Genomic DNA, 15,519 nt, shown 5'->3' on the forward strand with positions numbered 1-15,519 from the left:
GTGTCCCTAGGCCGGGCGTTGCAGCCGGTCGCCGCCCGTCAGGATCGCGTCGGCCAGCGCGTCCGCCGCCTCGTGGGCGCCCGCCGGCCTGCGGCCGTGCACCAGCACGAAGTCCACCTCGCCCAGCTCCGGCAGCCCGGCCCGCGCCGTCACCGGCACCAGGCCCTGCGGGACCAGACCCCGGGTATGTGCCATCACGCCGAGACCCGCGTGGGCCGCCGCCGTCAGACCGCTCAGGCTGGAGCTGGTGCACGCCACCCGCCAGGCCCTGCCCTGCGCCCCGAGCGCGTCCAACGCCCTTGACCGGGTGATCGCCGGGGGCGGGTAGAGGATCAGCGGCACGGGACGGTCCGGATCGACCCGCAGCCGTGGCGCGCCGATCCAGGCCAGCGACGACCGCCACACCAGCGCGCCGTGGATGTCGCCGGCGCGCCGCTTGGCCAGGACGAGATCGAGCAGCCCCGCCGCCAGCTGTTCGTGCAGTGTGCCGGACAGCTCGACCGTCAGCTCCAGATCGACCTCCGGATGCTCCTGCCGGAACGACCGGAGGATCTCGGGGAGCCGGGTGAGGACGAAGTCCTCGGAGACCCCGAACCGCAGCCTGCCGCGCAGCCGGGTGCCGCCGAAGAACGCCGACGCGCGCTCGTGGGCCGCCAGGATCGTCCGGGCGAAGCCCAGCATCGCCTCGCCACTCTCCGTGAGCTCCACACTGTGTGTGTCGCGGCTGAACAGCGGTTGGCCGGCGGCCTGTTCGAGCCTGCGCACATGCTGGCTCACGGTCGACTGGCGCACTCCGAGCCGCCCGGCGGCCCGGGTGAAACTGAGCGTCTGGGCCACGGTGAGAAACGTACGCAGCTGTCCTGGGTCGTACACAAACCCCAAGATTACCCGGCCATCGCGAATCGCGATCACAGTCAGAGCGGCGTACGGGATTCCCGATTGCCCTGATCAGCGGGACGATGGGGCGGCACGCCCCGTACCGAGTCCGAGTGGAGCACATGAACCGCCGCGTCACCCTTCCGTCCTGGCTTCCGATCGACCCGTTCATCCTCGCGCTCGTCGGGACCGTGGCCCTCGCGGCGCTGCTGCCCGCCTCCGGAGGGGCCGCCGAGGTGGCGGGCGGGGCCTCGACCGGCGCCGTGGCGCTGCTGTTCTTCCTTTACGGAGCGCGACTGTCGACGCAGGAGGCGCTCGACGGGCTGCGGCACTGGCGGCTGCATGTCACCGTCCTCGGCTGTACGTTCGTGCTCTTCCCGCTGCTGGGCCTCGCCGCCAGGGGGCTCGTGCCGTTCGTGCTGACGCCCCAGCTCTACGACGGCCTGCTGTTCCTGTGCCTGGTGCCCTCCACCATCCAGTCGTCCATCGCCTTCACGTCCATCGCGCGCGGCAACGTACCGGCCGCGATCTGCGCCGGATCGTTCTCCAGCATCGTGGGGATCGTGGTCACCCCGCTGCTGGCCGCCTCGCTGATCGGCGGCGGCGCCGTGGGCTTCTCGGCCGACTCCCTGCTCAAGATCGTCGCGCAGCTGCTGCTGCCCTTCGTCGCGGGCCAGTTGCTGCGCCGCTGGGTCGGCGGCTTCCTGACCCGGCACAAGAAGCTGCTGAGCCTCGTCGACCGCGGCTCGATCCTGCTGGTGGTCTACACGGCGTTCAGCGAGGGCATGGTCGCCGGGATCTGGCACCAGGTGACCGTGGCGCGCCTCGCCGGGCTGCTGGCGGTGGAGGCGGTGCTGCTCGCCGCGATGCTGGCGGTCAGCTGGTACGGGGCGAAGCGGCTCGGCTTCGTACGGGGCGACCGGATCGCGATCCAGTTCGCCGGGTCGAAGAAGAGCCTGGCGGCCGGGCTGCCGATGGCGAGCGTCCTGTTCGGCGCGCACGCGAGCCTCGCCGTGCTGCCGCTGATGCTCTTCCACCAGATGCAGCTGATGGTGTGCGCGGTCATCGCGAAGCGCCGCGCGGGCGACCCGCAGCCGCGAGCGGCCGAGGCCGCGCCCGTACCCGCCGCCGCACCGGGTGACCCGGTGCGTTCGTAGCCGGGGCGTCCGCCGGCGGCGGACGGCGAACCCGGCCGGCGCAGGGGGCGCTCCCCGCCGGCCGGGTCCCGTCCCGTGCAGCGGGGCGGGTCATACCCCGGTGTGCAGGGCGATCCGCTCATCGCCCGCGTACACGTTCATGGAGGTGCCGCGGAGAAAACCGACCAGGGTGAGCCCGGCCTCCGCCGCCAGGTCGACCGCCAGCGACGACGGCGCCGAGACCGCCGCGAGCATCGGGATGCCCGCCATCACGGCCTTCTGGGCCAGCTCGAACGACGCGCGGCCCGACACCAGCAGGATCGAGCGGGACAGCGGCAGCAGATCCTCCCGCAGCGCCCGGCCGACGAGCTTGTCGACCGCGTTGTGCCGGCCGACGTCCTCGCGGATGTCGTACATCTCGCCGGTCTCGGAGAACAGCGCGGCGGCGTGCAGGCCCCCGGTCCTGTCGAAGACCTGCTGCGCCGCCCGCAACCGGTCGGGGAGGCCGGACAGCAGCGCGGGCTCGACCAGGACCGGGGGAGTGTCGGAGATCGGGAAGCGGGCCGTGGTGCGTACGGCGTCCAGGCTCGCCTTGCCGCACAGTCCGCACGACGAGGTCGTGTAGACGTTGCGCTCCAGGCTGATGTCGGGCATCGGGACACCGGGCGCGAGGCGTACGTCGACGATGTTGTACGTGTTGGTGCCGTCGTCCTTGGCCCCGGCGCAGTACACGATCGACTGCACGTCGGAGGCGGCGGCCAGCACGCCTTCGCTGACCAGGAACCCGGCCGCGAGCGCGAAGTCGTCGCCCGGGGTGCGCATCGTGATGGCGAGCGGTTTGCCGTTCAGCCGGATCTCCAGCGGCTCCTCGGCCACCAGTGTGTCGGGGCGGGTGGTGATCTGCCCGTCCCTGATCCGGATGGTGCGCCGGCGCTCGGTGACCCGTCCCATGTGATCCGTCCTACCCGTCCAGTACCGCTGTGCCTGTGGAGCCGGTGCCGGCCCTCGCGCTCCACGATGCCATTGGCCGGCGGCCACGACTCATCGCATACAGTATTCTGTCTGCGATGGCCCAGGGGAACCCCGTGGACCGTTATTTGTCGTGGCCGCCGGCGCGGGCGGACGGGGAGATCAGGCGGCGGCGCCGCGAGCCAGCAGATCGGAGATGGCGCCGACCGTACGGAGCGTCGGTACCGGTACGCCGGTGACGTCGGCGAGTTCGACGACGGCGGCGAGCAGCACGTCGAGTTCCAGCGGTTTGCCCTTCTCCAGGTCCTGGAGGGTGGACGTCCGGTGGTCCCCGACGCGTTCGGCGCCTGCGATGCGCCGCTCGACGGAGATGTCGGGGCGGCAGCCCAGCGCCTCGGCGACGCGCAGGGTCTCCGCCATCATCAGCTCGATGACCTCGCGTGTGCTGCGGTGCTGACACATCTCCCGCATGGTGGCGCGGGTGAGGGCGCTGATCGGGTTGAACGAGATGTTGCCGAGCAGCTTGATCCAGATGTCGTCGCGCAGCTCGGTCTCGACGGGACATTTGAGCCCGCCGCTCCGCATGGCCGCGCTGAGGTCGAGGCACCGCCGCGACATCGAGCGGTCGGGTTCGCCGATCGAGAAGCGGGTCCCTTCCAGATGCCGGACGATGCCGGGTCCCGCCAGTTCCGTCGCCGCGTAGACGACACATCCGACGGCTCGCTCGGGCGGCAGCACCGCACTGACCGAGCCGCCGGGGTCGACGCTCTCGATCCGTCTGCCGTCGTACGGGCCGCCCAGGCCGTGGAAGTACCACCAGGGGATGCCGTTCTGGGCGGCGACGACCGCCGTGGTGTCCTTGAGCAGGGGCGTCACCAGCGGACCGCACGCCGCGTAGGAGTTGGCCTTGAGCCCCAGGAACACATAGTCGACCGGGCCGATCTCGTCCGGTCGGTCGGTGGCGTGCACCCGCGCGGTGAAATCGCCGCGCGGGCTGTACACCCGGACTCCGTGCTGCCGCATGGCCGCGAGATGCGGTCCACGGGCGATGAGATGGACGTCGGCGCCGGCTCGGTCGAGCGCGGCTCCGACATAGGCGCCGATCGCTCCGGCGCCGACAACTGCGACTTTCACCGTGAGGCTCTCCGTTCGGTTTTGAGGGAGACCGAGAGGGCCGGGGGAGCGGAAGCATGCTCCCTGTCAGTGTCGACGATATATTGTCTACAGTATGGAGTTCCGGTCGACAAGGCTTCTGTCACCGCATACTGTCGACAGATTCGGTGAAGGATCTTCCCAACCGGCCGACAGGTTCCTAGAGTTCGCGAGCATGACCCCACCCATCGCGCCGGCAGGCTGGAGCCGCTGGCTGGTGCCGCCCGCCGCGCTCGCGGTCCATCTGTCGATCGGCCAGGCCTACGCCTGGAGCGTCTTCAAGCCCCCACTGGAATCCGCGCTCGACCTGTCGGGGACGGCCAGCGCCCTCCCCTTCCAGCTCGGCATCGTGATGCTCGGCCTGTCGGCCGCCTTCGGCGGCACCCTCGTCGAACGCAACGGTCCGCGCTGGGCGATGACCGTCGCGCTGTCCTGCTTCTCCTCCGGCTTCCTGCTCGCCGCGCTCGGCGCGGCGACCGAGCAGTACTGGCTGATCGTCTTCGGCTACGGGTTCGTCGGCGGCATCGGTCTGGGCATCGGCTACATCTCGCCCGTCTCCACGCTGATCAAGTGGTTCCCCGACCGGCCGGGGATGGCGACCGGCATCGCCATCATGGGCTTCGGCGGCGGCGCGCTGATCGCCTCGCCGTGGTCGGCGCAGATGCTGAAGTCGTTCGGCAGCGACAGCGGGGGCATCGCGCTCGCCTTCCTGGTGCACGGCCTGGTCTACGCCGTGTTCATGTCGCTCGGCGTGCTGCTGATCCGGGTGCCGCGGCCGGGCGAGCGGCCCGGCAGGGCCGGGGCACCCGTCGTGGCGGCCGAGGCGGTCTCCGGCGTCCAGGTGTCGGCCGGATCCGCCCTGCGCACCCCGCAGTTCTGGTGTCTGTGGGTCGTGCTGTGCATGAACGTGACCGCGGGCATCGGGGTGCTGGAGCGCGCGGCGCCGATGATCACCGACTTCTTCTCCGACACCTCGGCCCCGGTCTCGGTCTCGGCGGCCGCCGGCTTCGTCGCGCTGCTCTCCGCGGCCAACATGGCGGGCCGGATCGGCTGGTCGTCCCTCTCGGACGTGATCGGCCGCAAGAACATCTACCGGTTCTACCTGCTCGTCGGAATCGTCATGTACGTGCTGATCTTCCTGACCGGTGACTCCGCCAAACCGCTGTTCGTGATCTGTGCGATGGTCATCCTGTCGTTCTACGGCGGCGGCTTCGCCACGCTGCCCGCCTATCTCAAGGACCTGTTCGGCACGTACCAGGTCGGCGCGATCCACGGCCGGCTGCTGACCGCGTGGTCCGTCGCCGGCGTCCTCGGCCCGCTGATCGTCAACCGGGTCGCCGACAGCCAGGCGGACGCCGGCAAGAGCGGCCCCTCGCTCTACGGGGTGTCGTTCGTCATCATGATCTGTCTGCTGGCCGTCGGCTTCGTCGCGAACGAGCTGATCAGGCCCGTCGACCCGCGTCACCACCACATCCCGGCCCCGAGGGAGGCAGCCGATGACCACGCCGTCACCGAGCAGCACGGCACCTGAGTCCCGGCGCACCGGGCTGATCGTCTTCGCCTGGCTCTGGGTGGGGATTCCGTTGGCGTACGGTGTGTACGAGCTTGTCCTCAAGGCCCGACAGCTGTTCACCGGATGATGCGGACTCTCCAAGCGGCGCGGGCGAATCCTGTTGGTTCACCTGTCTTCGTACCGGCCGGTCGCTGACGAGACTGGAGGACGCCTGACGTCGAAGCAGAGGGGGTCCCCGGTATGACCGGCACTCGTATCACCGCGCTCGGCCATTACCAGCCCGCCAAGGTGCTCACCAACGACGACCTCGCGGCGTTGGTCGACACCAGTGACGAGTGGATCAGCAGCCGGGTCGGGATCAAGACCCGGCATGTCGCGGGCCCCGACGAACCGGTGGACGAGCTGGCCGCGCACGCCGGGGCGAAGGCGCTGGCCGCGGCCGGTCTCGTCCCCGCCGACATCGACATGGTCCTGGTCGCCACGTCCACGGCGATCGACCGCTCGCCGAACACGGCGGCCCGGGTCGCCGCCCGGCTGTCCATGGGCTCACCGGCCGTGATGGACCTCAACGTGGTCTGCGCGGGTTTCACCCACGCGCTCGCCACCGCCGACCACACCGTACGGGCCGGGGCCGCCTCCCGGGTCCTGGTCATCGGCGCCGACAAGATGGCCGGCGTCACCGACTGGACCGACCGCTCCACCTGCGTACTGGTGGGGGACGGGGCGGGCGCCGCCGTCGTCGAGGCGACCGGGCCCGGCGAGGAGCCGGGGATCGGTCCCGTGCTGTGGGGCTCCGTGCCCGAGATGGGCCACGCGGTACGTATCGAGGGCAGCCCGCCGGTCTTCGCCCAGGAGGGCCAGGCCGTCTACCGCTGGGCCATCACCCAACTCCCGCCGCTCGCGCGCGAGGTCTGTCTGCGGGCGGGTGTCGGGCTGGAGGAGCTCGGCGCCGTCGTACTGCACCAGGCGAACCTGCGGATCATCGAGCCCCTCGCGCGCAAGATCGGGGCCGTCAACGCGGTGGTCGCCCGTGACGTGGTCGACTCGGGCAACACCTCGGCCGCGTCGATCCCGATGGCGCTGTCCAAACTGGTCGACCGCGGTGAAGTCGCCTCCGGAGCGCCCGCGCTGCTGTTCGGCTTTGGCGGAAATCTCTCTTACGCGGGCCAGGTCATCCGATGTCCATGAACGCGGTGCCCTTCGGTAGACTGTAGACGATAACCAATGTGCCGAGGCGTTCACCGATCGGCACGGTCGTCGTCACCGCACGCCAGAAGGGGGAGCGCAATGTTGTCGCCAGGACTGCCGCAGGGGGCCGTGCCCAGGCTCGAACGACAGGGTCCGCTGCGTGAGCGGGTCTACGAGGCGCTGCTGGAGCTGATCACGACGCGCGCGCTGCGCCCGGGGCAGCATCTGGTCGAGAGTGAACTCGCGGGCCACCTGGGCGTGTCCAGGCAGCCGGTACGGGAGGCCCTGCAGCGGCTGAACACCGAGGGGTGGATCGATCTGCGCCCGGCCCAGGGCGCGTTCGTGCACGAGCCGACCGAGGACGAGGCGGACCAGCTGCTGTCCGTGCGCACCCTCCTCGAAGCGGAGGCGGCCCGGCTCGCCGCCGCCAATTCCGGCACGGCGGGGATCGCGGCCCTGGAGGAGCTGTGCGCCAGGGGCGAGCAGTCGGTCGCCGACGACGACGTGGATCTGACGGTCGCCACCAACGCGGCCTTCCACGCCAAGGTGATGGAGCTGGCCGGCAATGTCGTCCTGGCCGAGCTGGCGGCGCAGGTGGACCGGCGGGTCCGCTGGTACTACACGCCGGTCGCCCGGCAGCGCGGCAAGCAGTCCTGGATCGAGCACCGCGCGCTGATCGCCGCCATCGCCGACCGGGACGAGCGGCGCGCCACGGAAGTCATGCGGGCGCACACCGAGCACACCCGTACCACCTACCACGACCGTGAACAGGCCTGATCCAGCCGTCATTTGAGGTCGGATCGCGCCCCATACTGCGCCGTCGACCCGTCTTCGCGCCAGTCTCCGGTCCAATCTCGCCATCGCTTTGTCTTCGGTGTGGAGAAAGTTATGACGGATTCACGCGCAACTTCTTCCCCCTGCGGGCAAGCGCTGCTACGTTCCCCTCGAAAGCACAAGAAACAGAGCCGACAAGGCACGTAGCCGACAAGGCGGGGAGGGGCGCGTGAGACGAATGACCGCACGACCCGCGAACGCGCACCAGGCGCGACTGCTCAGGCTGTTGCGTGACGGTGGCCCCAACTCCCGTGCCCAGCTCGGTGATCAGGTCGACCTCTCGCGGTCCAAGCTGGCCGTCGAGGTCGACCGGCTGCTGGAGACCGGACTCGTCGTCGCCGACGGACTCGCCGCATCGCGCGGCGGACGCCGCTCCCACAACATCCGGCTGGCGCCCGCCCTGCGCTTCCTCGGCGTGGACATCGGCGCCACCTCGATCGACGTGGCCGTCACCAACGCGGAGCTGGAGGTGCTCGGGCATCTCAACCACCCGATGGACGTCCGCGAGGGCCCGGTCGCCGTCTTCGAGCAGGTGCTCACGATGGCCGGCAAGCTCAAGGTGTCCGGTCTCGCCGACGAGTTCGACGGCGCCGGCATCGGGGTCCCCGGTCCTGTCCGCTTCCCCGAGGGTGTGCCCGTAGCACCGCCGATCATGCCCGGCTGGGACGGCTTCCCGGTCCGTGAGGCGCTCAGCCAGGAACTGGGCTGCCCCGTCATGGTCGACAACGACGTGAACCTGATGGCGATGGGGGAGCAGCACGCGGGCGTCGCACGCTCCGTCGGTGACTTCCTCTGCGTCAAGATCGGTACCGGTATCGGCTGCGGCATCGTCGTCGGCGGCGAGGTCTACCGCGGTACGACGGGCAGCGCGGGCGACATCGGTCATATCCAGGTCGAGCCCGACGGACGTGCCTGCGCGTGCGGCAACAGGGGCTGCCTGGAAGCCCACTTCAGCGGCGCCGCGCTCGCCCGCGACGCCGACGACGCGGCCCGCGACGGCCGCTCACCCGAACTCGCCGCCCGGCTCGCCGCCGGCGGCACACTGACGGCCGTCGATGTCGCGGCGGCCGCAGCGGCCGGCGACACCGCCGCACTCGATCTCATCCGCGACGGCGGCAACCGGGTCGGCCAGGTCATCGCCGGGCTCGTCAGCTTCTTCAACCCCGGACTCGTGGTGATCGGCGGCGGTGTGACCGGCCTCGGCCACACCCTGCTGGCCTCGGTCCGTACCCAGGTCTACCGGCAGTCCCTGCCGCTGGCCACCGGCAACCTCCCCATCGTCCTGGGGGAGTTGGGCCCCGTCGCCGGTGTCACCGGCGCGGCCCGGCTCATCAGCGACCACCTGTTCTCGCCGGCCTGACGCCGGCGCGCATCACCGTAAGCACACCGCACCGCACAACAAAGCAACACCGCACAACAGAGAACAACACCGCACAACACGGCACAGCACCACGGCCCAGCACCACGGCACGCAACGGCACCACGGCACAGCACCAGCACCGCACACGCAAGAGCCGCACACACGCAAGAGCCGCACCGTGCTCCACCCTGCCCTTGACCTGCCCTGCCCGCGGGGCGGCCGGTTCCGCCGAGGGGATACGCCATGGCACCAGCACCACCCGAATCCGTACTGCTCACCATGTCCGGCATCACCAAGTCCTTCCCCGGAGTTCGCGCCCTCGACGGTGTGGACCTGGAGGTCAGGGCCGGCGAGGTGCACTGTCTGCTGGGCCAGAACGGCGCAGGCAAGTCCACACTCATCAAGGTGCTGGCCGGTGCCCACCAGCCCAACGACGGTGTGATCACCTGGCGCGGCGAAGCGGTCGCGCTCAAGTCACCCATCGCCGCCATGCGGCTCGGCATCGCCACCATCTACCAGGAACTCGACCTGGTGGAAGGGCTTTCGGTCGCCGAGAACATCTTCCTCGGCCATGAACCCACCAGCGCCGGGTTCGTCGTCAGGGGCCGGGAGGCCAGGAAGAACGCCGAGGCGCTGCTGAAGCGGCTCGGCCACCCGGAGATCCAGGCCCACCGCACCGTGGGCTCGCTCTCCGCGGCCCAGCAGCAGATCGTCTCCATGGCACGCGCGCTCTCCCACGACGTACGCCTCATCGTCATGGACGAACCGTCAGCGGCCCTCGACCCGGACGAAGTCGACAACCTGTTCCGGATCGTGGCCACTTTGATCGCCGACGGGGTCGCCGTCGTCTACATCTCCCACCGGCTGGAGGAGATCCGCCGCATCGGCGACCGGGTCACCGTGCTCAAGGACGGCAAGACCGTCGCCGTGGGGCTGCCGGCCAAGGAGACCCCGACCCGCGAGATCGTCGCCCTGATGACCGGACGGAACGTCGAGTACGTCTTCCCCGAGCACCAGGCGGCGCCCCCGGCCGCGACGACCGAGCCCGTCCTGCGGGTCGAAGGCCTGTCCAGGGAGGGCGAGTTCGCCCCCGTCGACCTCGAACTGCGGCCCGGCGAGATCGTCGGCCTCGCCGGACTCGTCGGCTCCGGGCGCTCCGAGATCCTGGAGACCATCTACGGTGCCCGCAAGCCGAGCACCGGTCAGGTCTTCGTCGCGGGCAAACCACTGCGCCCCGGCAGTGTGCGCGCAGCCGTACGGGCCGGCATCGGGCTCGCGCCCGAGGAACGCAAGGCCCAGGGCCTGCTGATGCTCGAATCCGTCACCCGCAACGTGTCGGTCTCGACCCTCTCCCGCTTCTCGCGGGCCGGCTGGCTCGACCGGTCGGCCGAGCGCTCGGCGGCCCAGGCGGCCACCAGGGAACTGTCCCTGCGCCCCGACAACCCGGACGCCCGGATCCGTACCCTCTCCGGCGGCAACCAGCAGAAGGCGGTACTCGCCCGCTGGCTGCTGCGCGGCTGCCGGGTCCTGCTCCTCGACGAACCCACCCGCGGTGTGGACGTCGGCGCGCGCGCCGAGCTCTACTCCGTGATCCGCCGGCTGGCCGACGACGGCCTCGCCGTACTGCTCGTCTCCAGCGAGGTCCCCGAAGTCCTGGGCCTCGCCGACCGGGTGCTGGTGCTCCGTGAAGGCCAGGTCGTCCACCGGGCGCCGGCCGAGGAGCTCGACGAACACCGTGTACTCGACCTTGTGATGGAAGGGAGCCCGACGCCATGAAGCAGCCTGCCTCTGAGGCGCAGCAGGGCGGGCCGGACGCCGCGGCCGCACCCGAGCAGCCGACGTCCGCTGTCAGCACCGCCAAGTCAGGTCCGCAGAAGGGCGGCAAGCCCGGTCTCGGGCTGCGGCTCGACGTCCGTAACCTCTCGCTGCTCGGTGTGCTGGTCGCACTGATCATCGTCGGGGGCATCACCAAGCCCGAGCAGTTCCTCGACGTCAACAACCTCCAACTCGTGCTCACCCAGGCCTCGGTCATCGGTGTGGTCACGGTCGGCGCGACCTTCGTCATCACCAGCGGCGGGATCGACCTGTCCGTCGGGGCGATCGTGGCGCTGGCGTCGGTGTGGGCGACGACGGTCGCCACCCAGGAGTTCGGCTTCTGGGGCATCCTGTTCACCGCCATGGTGGTGGGTCTCGCCTGCGGCCTGGTCAACGGTGTGCTGATCGCGTACGGCGGGATGGTGCCCTTCATCGCGACCCTCGCGATGCTGGCGTCCGCCCGTGGTCTCGCTCTCCAACTCACCGACGGCAAGACCCAGATCGTCACCGTCCAGTCGGTGCTCGACCTCGGCGGCCGGGACTCCTACGTTCTCGGCATACCGCCGCTCGTGATCGTGTTCGCCGCCGTGACGGTCGTCGGCTGGCTGGTGCTCAACCGCACCACCTTCGGCCGGCGCACGGTGGCGGTCGGCGGCAACCCGGAGGCCGCGCGGCTCGCCGGCATCGACGTCCGCAGGCAGCGGCTGTACCTGTACCTGCTCTCCGGCCTCTGCTGCGGCATCGCCGCCTTCCTGCTGGTGGTGCTGGCCGGTTCGGGTCAGAACACCAACGGAAACCTCTACGAACTCGACGCCATCGCCGCCGCGATCATCGGTGGCACCCTGCTCAGCGGCGGCCGCGGCACCATCGTCGGCTCCGTACTCGGTGTCCTGGTGTTCACCACGATCACCAACATCTTCGCCCTCAACAACCTGCAGAGCGACGTCCAGCAGATCGCCAAGGGCGTCATCATCGTCGCCGCGGTCCTGGTCCAGCGGCGCACAGCGCGGGGTGGCGAGGGCTGACCTCGCTCCCGCTCCCGCAGCCGTCCTGTCGTCTTCATGGCACCTGCCAGGTGTGGTGACGACGGCACCCGCCAAGCCCCACAGCCCGGTCCGAAGAACGCCCTATCCGAAGGGTTCAACCGCCATGCCAGAAACCAGCCGCAGAGGACTGCTCTTCGGCACCGCCGCCGTCTCGGCGGGTGCCTTCCTCACCGCCTGCACCAGCAACGAGCCCGACAAGAAGGAAGCGGCGGCCGACACCAAGCCGGCCACGACCGACAAGCCGGGCAAGCACGTCACCATCGGCTTCGCGGGACCGCAGGCCGACCACGGCTGGCTCAACGCCATCAACGAGCAGGCCAAGGCACGCGCCGCCACGTACTCCGACGTGACACTGGAGGCCACCGAGGGCTCCAACGACACGGCTGCCCAGATCGGCCAGGTCGACACACTGATCAACAAGAAGGTCGACGTACTGGTGGTCCTGCCGGGCGACGGCAAGGCCCTCACCCAAGCCGGCCTCAAGGCCATGCGGGCCGGTATCCCGGTCATCAACCTGGACCGGATCTTCGCCACCCCGCAGGCGTACCGCTGCTGGATCGGCGGCGACAACTACGGCATGGGCCTCAACGCCGGCAACTACATCGGCGAGAAGCTCAAGGGCAAGGCCAACGCCAAGGTCATCGAACTGGCCGGCATCGACGGTCTCGAACTGACCACCCAGCGCACCAAGGGCTTCGACGACGCCCTGAAGAACTTCCCCAACATCAAGAAGGTCGCCCGGCAGGCCGCCGAGTTCACCGTCGAGTCGGGCCAGGCCAAGATGGCGCAGCTGCTCCAGGCCCAGCCCAGCTTCGACGCCATCTGGAACCACGACGACGACCAGGGCGTGGGCGCCCTGCGCGCCATCGACCAGGCCGGCCGTGACGGCTTCCTGATGGTCGGCGGCGCGGGCGCCAAGTCGGCGATGGACGCCATCAAGGCGGACAACAGTGTGCTGAAGGCGACCGTCCTCTACCCGCCCACGATGGCCGCCTCCGCCATCGACCTGGCGCGCGCGCTCGCCCAGTCCAAGGGCATCAGCGGGATCTCGGAAACGGAGATACCCACCCAGATCACCGTCTTCTCCGCCGTGGTAGACAAGACGAACATCGATCAGTACCTGCCGTCGGGCTTCAGCTGACCGGCCCTGGTGCGTCCGTCCCCCACTGAATGAGAGACGAGGAGTGTCCCGTATGACCCCCAGGGAAGCGTCGGAGAAAGAGGCCGGTGCGCCGCCGACACTCGGTGTCGGCATGGTCGGATACGCGTTCATGGGCGCCGCCCACTCACAGGGGTGGCGCACCGCAGGACACGTCTTCGACCTGCCGATGCGGCCGGCGCTCGCCGCGATCTGCGGACGTGACGCCGACTCCGTGCGCGCGGCGGCGGCCAAACACGGCTGGGCCGCCGCCGAGACGAACTGGCGGGACCTCATCGCCCGGGACGATGTGCAGTTGGTCGACATCTGCACACCGGGGGACAGCCACGCGGAGATCGCCATCGCCGCGCTGGAGGCGGGCAAGCACGTGTTGTGCGAGAAGCCGCTCGCCAACTCGGTCGCCGAGGCGGAGGAGATGGTCAGGGCCGCCGAGGCGGCCAGGTCGCGCGGACAGCTGGCGATGGTGGGGTTCAACTACCGCCGGGTGCCGGCTGTCGCGTACGCCCGTCGGCTCATCGCCGAGGGCAGGCTGGGCACACTGCGGCATCTGCGTGTCACCTATCTCCAGGACTGGCTGGTCGACCCGGAGTTCCCGCTCACCTGGCGGCTCCAGCAGGAGCACGCCGGGTCCGGGGCGCTCGGTGACCTGGGGGCGCACATCATCGACCTCGCCCAGTTCCTGACGGGCGAGCCGCTGGCGGGGGTCTCCGCGCTGTCGGAGACCTTCGTCAAGGAGCGTCCGGTGCTGGCGGGGGCCTCGGCAGGTCTCTCGGCGTCGGGCGGTGCCGAGCACGGTCCGGTGACCGTGGACGACGCCGCCGTGTTCACCGGCCGGCTCGCCTCGGGCGCGCTGGCCTCGTTCGAGGCGACCCGGTTCGCCTCGGGCCGCAAGAACGCGCTGAAGCTGGAGATCAACGGCGAGCGCGGTTCGCTCGCCTTCGACCTGGAGCGGCTGAACGAGCTGCAGTTCCACGACCACACCGAACCGGCGCCCTCGTCCGGCTTCCGCCGGATCCTGGTCACCGAGCCGGAACACCCGTACCTGGAGGCGTGGTGGCCGCCGGGCCACGCCCTCGGCTACGAGCACACCTTCATCCACCAGGCCCGCGATCTGGTCGAGGCCATCGCCGCCGGAACCGACCCCGTGCCGTCGTTCGCCGACGGACTGCAGGTCCAGCGGGTGCTCGCAGCCGTCGAGGAGAGCGCGGCGAAGAACGCCGTCTACACACCCGTGCCGCCCCCGCCGGGGACACCCGCCTAGGAGGTCCGAATGCCACGTCCGTTCACACTGTTCACCGGCCAGTGGGCCGATCTGCCCCTGGAAGAGGTCTGCAGGCTCGCCCGTGACTTCGGTTACGACGGCCTGGAACTCGCCACCTGGGGTGACCACTTCGAGGTCGACAAGGCCCTGGCCGACCCGGGATACCTGGACAGCCGCCACCAACTGCTCGACAAGTACGGGCTCAAGTGCTGGGCGATCTCCAACCACCTGGTGGGCCAGGCGGTCTGCGACAGCATCATCGACGAGCGCCACCAGGGCATCCTGCCCGGCCGTATCTGGGGCGACGGGGAGCCCGAGGGCGTCAGGCAGCGCGCCGCCGCCGAGATCAAGGACACCGCGCGGGCCGCGGCGGCCTTCGGCGTCAACACGGTCATCGGCTTCACCGGATCCTCCATCTGGCATCTGGTGGCGATGTTCCCGCCGGTGCCGGCCGGGATGATCGAGCGGGGTTACGAGGACTTCGCCGAGCGCTGGAACCCGATCCTGGACGTCTTCGACGCCGAGGGGGTGCGCTTCGCCCACGAGGTGCACCCGAGCGAGATCGCGTACGACTACTGGACCACCAAGCAGGCGCTCGAAGCGGTCGACCACCGGCCCGCGTTCGGGCTGAACTTCGACCCGAGCCACTTCGTGTGGCAGGACCTGGACCCGGTCAACTTCCTCTACGACTTCCGGGACCGGATCTACCACGTGGACTGCAAGGAGGCCCGTAAGCGGCTCGACGGCCGCAACGGCCGGCTCGGCTCGCACCTGCCCTGGGGCGATCCCAGGCGCGGCTGGGACTTCGTCTCCGCCGGGCACGGGGACGTGCCGTGGGAGGACGTCTTCCGGATGCTGCGGTCGATCGGCTACGAGGGCCCCGTCTCCGTCGAGTGGGAGGACGCGGGCATGGACCGGCTGGCCGGGGCACCCGAGGCGCTCAGGGACCTGAAGCGCTTCGACTTCGACCCGCCCACCGCGTCCTTCGACGCCGCCTTCGGCGGCGGCGAGTAGGAACAGGCAGGCCCGGGCCGGGCCTCCCCGGCCGCGCCCGCACGGACAGCCCGGTGGTGCACACCGCCGCCGGGCGGTCCGGCATGCCCGCGACTCTCTTTGTCCTGATGCGGGAAAAAGTGCAACTTCACCTCTGCGCAAGGTCTTTCCGTCCCGGACGAACCCGGCTACCGTCCCTGAGGTGTACAGGACACAG

General features: G+C 70.2%; 14 protein-coding genes. 11 read left to right on the forward strand and 3 right to left on the reverse strand.

The genetic code is table 11. The features are described from left to right. Positions 1–6: 6 nt before the first annotated feature. Positions 7–873 carry a LysR substrate-binding domain-containing protein gene (locus OHS57_RS30885; RefSeq protein WP_443042996.1) on the reverse strand — a complete coding sequence of 289 codons (867 nt, stop codon included), beginning with the start codon at positions 871–873 and terminating at the stop codon, positions 7–9. A 125-nt stretch (positions 874–998) separates the two neighbouring features. Between OHS57_RS30885 and OHS57_RS30890 the strand changes: the two genes are divergently transcribed. Next, the gene (locus OHS57_RS30890; protein ID WP_328585209.1) at positions 999–2,033 is read left to right on the forward strand and encodes a bile acid:sodium symporter family protein; all 1,035 of its coding nucleotides are present in this window, start codon (positions 999–1,001) and stop codon (positions 2,031–2,033) included. A gap of 90 nt (positions 2,034–2,123) precedes the next feature. On the opposite strand, the gene fdhD is transcribed toward OHS57_RS30890, so the two are convergent. Both fdhD and OHS57_RS30900 read right to left on the reverse strand, forming a co-directional pair. Next, positions 2,124–2,963 (reverse strand): formate dehydrogenase accessory sulfurtransferase FdhD, encoded by an 840-nt coding sequence (fdhD, locus tag OHS57_RS30895; RefSeq protein ID WP_041992715.1) that lies wholly within the window; start codon positions 2,961–2,963, stop codon positions 2,124–2,126. A 180-nt stretch (positions 2,964–3,143) separates the two neighbouring features. Then, positions 3,144–4,115, reverse strand: a complete 972-nt coding sequence (locus tag OHS57_RS30900; protein WP_328584025.1) for a 2-dehydropantoate 2-reductase — start codon at positions 4,113–4,115, stop codon at positions 3,144–3,146. Positions 4,116–4,308: 193 nt separating this feature from the next. Between OHS57_RS30900 and OHS57_RS30905 the strand changes: the two genes are divergently transcribed. The 10 genes from OHS57_RS30905 to OHS57_RS30950 all read left to right on the forward strand — a co-directional run bounded on the left by OHS57_RS30905 (position 4,309) and on the right by OHS57_RS30950 (position 15,323). After that, complete coding sequence (locus OHS57_RS30905) at positions 4,309–5,664, forward strand: OFA family MFS transporter (RefSeq protein WP_328584026.1); 1,356 nt, start codon at positions 4,309–4,311, stop codon at positions 5,662–5,664. Continuing rightward, positions 5,630–5,773 (forward strand): MFS transporter small subunit, encoded by a 144-nt coding sequence (locus tag OHS57_RS30910; protein ID WP_198533340.1) that lies wholly within the window; start codon positions 5,630–5,632, stop codon positions 5,771–5,773. The genes OHS57_RS30905 and OHS57_RS30910 overlap by 35 nt, the downstream gene beginning before the upstream one ends. Before the next feature lie 113 nt (positions 5,774–5,886). Continuing rightward, a complete protein-coding gene (locus OHS57_RS30915; protein ID WP_041992724.1) occupies positions 5,887–6,834 on the forward strand; it encodes a beta-ketoacyl-ACP synthase III in 948 nt (315 codons plus the stop codon). 99 nt (positions 6,835–6,933) lie between these two features. Then, positions 6,934–7,611 (forward strand): GntR family transcriptional regulator, encoded by a 678-nt coding sequence (locus tag OHS57_RS30920; RefSeq protein ID WP_078863774.1) that lies wholly within the window; start codon positions 6,934–6,936, stop codon positions 7,609–7,611. 235 nt (positions 7,612–7,846) lie between these two features. Beyond that, entirely contained in the window at positions 7,847–9,028 is a 1,182-nt protein-coding gene (locus tag OHS57_RS30925; RefSeq protein WP_328584027.1) for an ROK family transcriptional regulator, read from the forward strand. A gap of 243 nt (positions 9,029–9,271) precedes the next feature. Continuing rightward, positions 9,272–10,804, forward strand: a complete 1,533-nt coding sequence (locus tag OHS57_RS30930) for a sugar ABC transporter ATP-binding protein (RefSeq protein WP_041992731.1) — start codon at positions 9,272–9,274, stop codon at positions 10,802–10,804. Next, a complete protein-coding gene (locus OHS57_RS30935) occupies positions 10,801–11,868 on the forward strand; it encodes an ABC transporter permease (protein WP_041992733.1) in 1,068 nt (355 codons plus the stop codon). The genes OHS57_RS30930 and OHS57_RS30935 overlap by 4 nt, the downstream gene beginning before the upstream one ends. A gap of 124 nt (positions 11,869–11,992) precedes the next feature. Continuing rightward, positions 11,993–13,030, forward strand: coding sequence for a substrate-binding domain-containing protein (locus tag OHS57_RS30940; protein WP_041992736.1), 1,038 nt, complete (start codon positions 11,993–11,995; stop codon positions 13,028–13,030). A gap of 52 nt (positions 13,031–13,082) precedes the next feature. After that, positions 13,083–14,309 carry a Gfo/Idh/MocA family protein gene (locus tag OHS57_RS30945; protein ID WP_041992739.1) on the forward strand — a complete coding sequence of 409 codons (1,227 nt, stop codon included), beginning with the start codon at positions 13,083–13,085 and terminating at the stop codon, positions 14,307–14,309. 9 nt (positions 14,310–14,318) lie between these two features. Beyond that, positions 14,319–15,323 (forward strand): sugar phosphate isomerase/epimerase family protein, encoded by a 1,005-nt coding sequence (locus tag OHS57_RS30950; protein WP_041992742.1) that lies wholly within the window; start codon positions 14,319–14,321, stop codon positions 15,321–15,323. The last annotated feature ends 196 nt before the right edge of the window (positions 15,324–15,519 follow it).

Origin of the sequence: Streptomyces sp. NBC_00370 (assembly GCF_036084755.1) — a bacterium.
In the GTDB taxonomy this organism is placed as follows: domain Bacteria; phylum Actinomycetota; class Actinomycetes; order Streptomycetales; family Streptomycetaceae; genus Streptomyces.

What these genes read in the sequence shown, in the direction of transcription:
- OHS57_RS30890 (WP_328585209.1), top strand. Translation starts at nt 999, where the DNA reads ATGAACCGCCGCGTCACCCTTCCGTCCTGGCTTCCGATCGACCCGTTC.
- OHS57_RS30930 (WP_041992731.1), top strand. Translation starts at nt 9,272, where the DNA reads ATGGCACCAGCACCACCCGAATCCGTACTGCTCACCATGTCCGGCATC.
- fdhD (WP_041992715.1), bottom strand. Translation starts at nt 2,963, where the DNA reads ATGGGACGGGTCACCGAGCGCCGGCGCACCATCCGGATCAGGGACGGG.
- OHS57_RS30905 (WP_328584026.1), top strand. Translation starts at nt 4,309, where the DNA reads ATGACCCCACCCATCGCGCCGGCAGGCTGGAGCCGCTGGCTGGTGCCG.
- OHS57_RS30925 (WP_328584027.1), top strand. Translation starts at nt 7,847, where the DNA reads ATGACCGCACGACCCGCGAACGCGCACCAGGCGCGACTGCTCAGGCTG.
- OHS57_RS30940 (WP_041992736.1), top strand. Translation starts at nt 11,993, where the DNA reads ATGCCAGAAACCAGCCGCAGAGGACTGCTCTTCGGCACCGCCGCCGTC.
- OHS57_RS30950 (WP_041992742.1), top strand. Translation starts at nt 14,319, where the DNA reads ATGCCACGTCCGTTCACACTGTTCACCGGCCAGTGGGCCGATCTGCCC.
- OHS57_RS30935 (WP_041992733.1), top strand. Translation starts at nt 10,801, where the DNA reads ATGAAGCAGCCTGCCTCTGAGGCGCAGCAGGGCGGGCCGGACGCCGCG.
- OHS57_RS30910 (WP_198533340.1), top strand. Translation starts at nt 5,630, where the DNA reads ATGACCACGCCGTCACCGAGCAGCACGGCACCTGAGTCCCGGCGCACC.
- OHS57_RS30915 (WP_041992724.1), top strand. Translation starts at nt 5,887, where the DNA reads ATGACCGGCACTCGTATCACCGCGCTCGGCCATTACCAGCCCGCCAAG.
- OHS57_RS30920 (WP_078863774.1), top strand. Translation starts at nt 6,934, where the DNA reads ATGTTGTCGCCAGGACTGCCGCAGGGGGCCGTGCCCAGGCTCGAACGA.
- OHS57_RS30945 (WP_041992739.1), top strand. Translation starts at nt 13,083, where the DNA reads ATGACCCCCAGGGAAGCGTCGGAGAAAGAGGCCGGTGCGCCGCCGACA.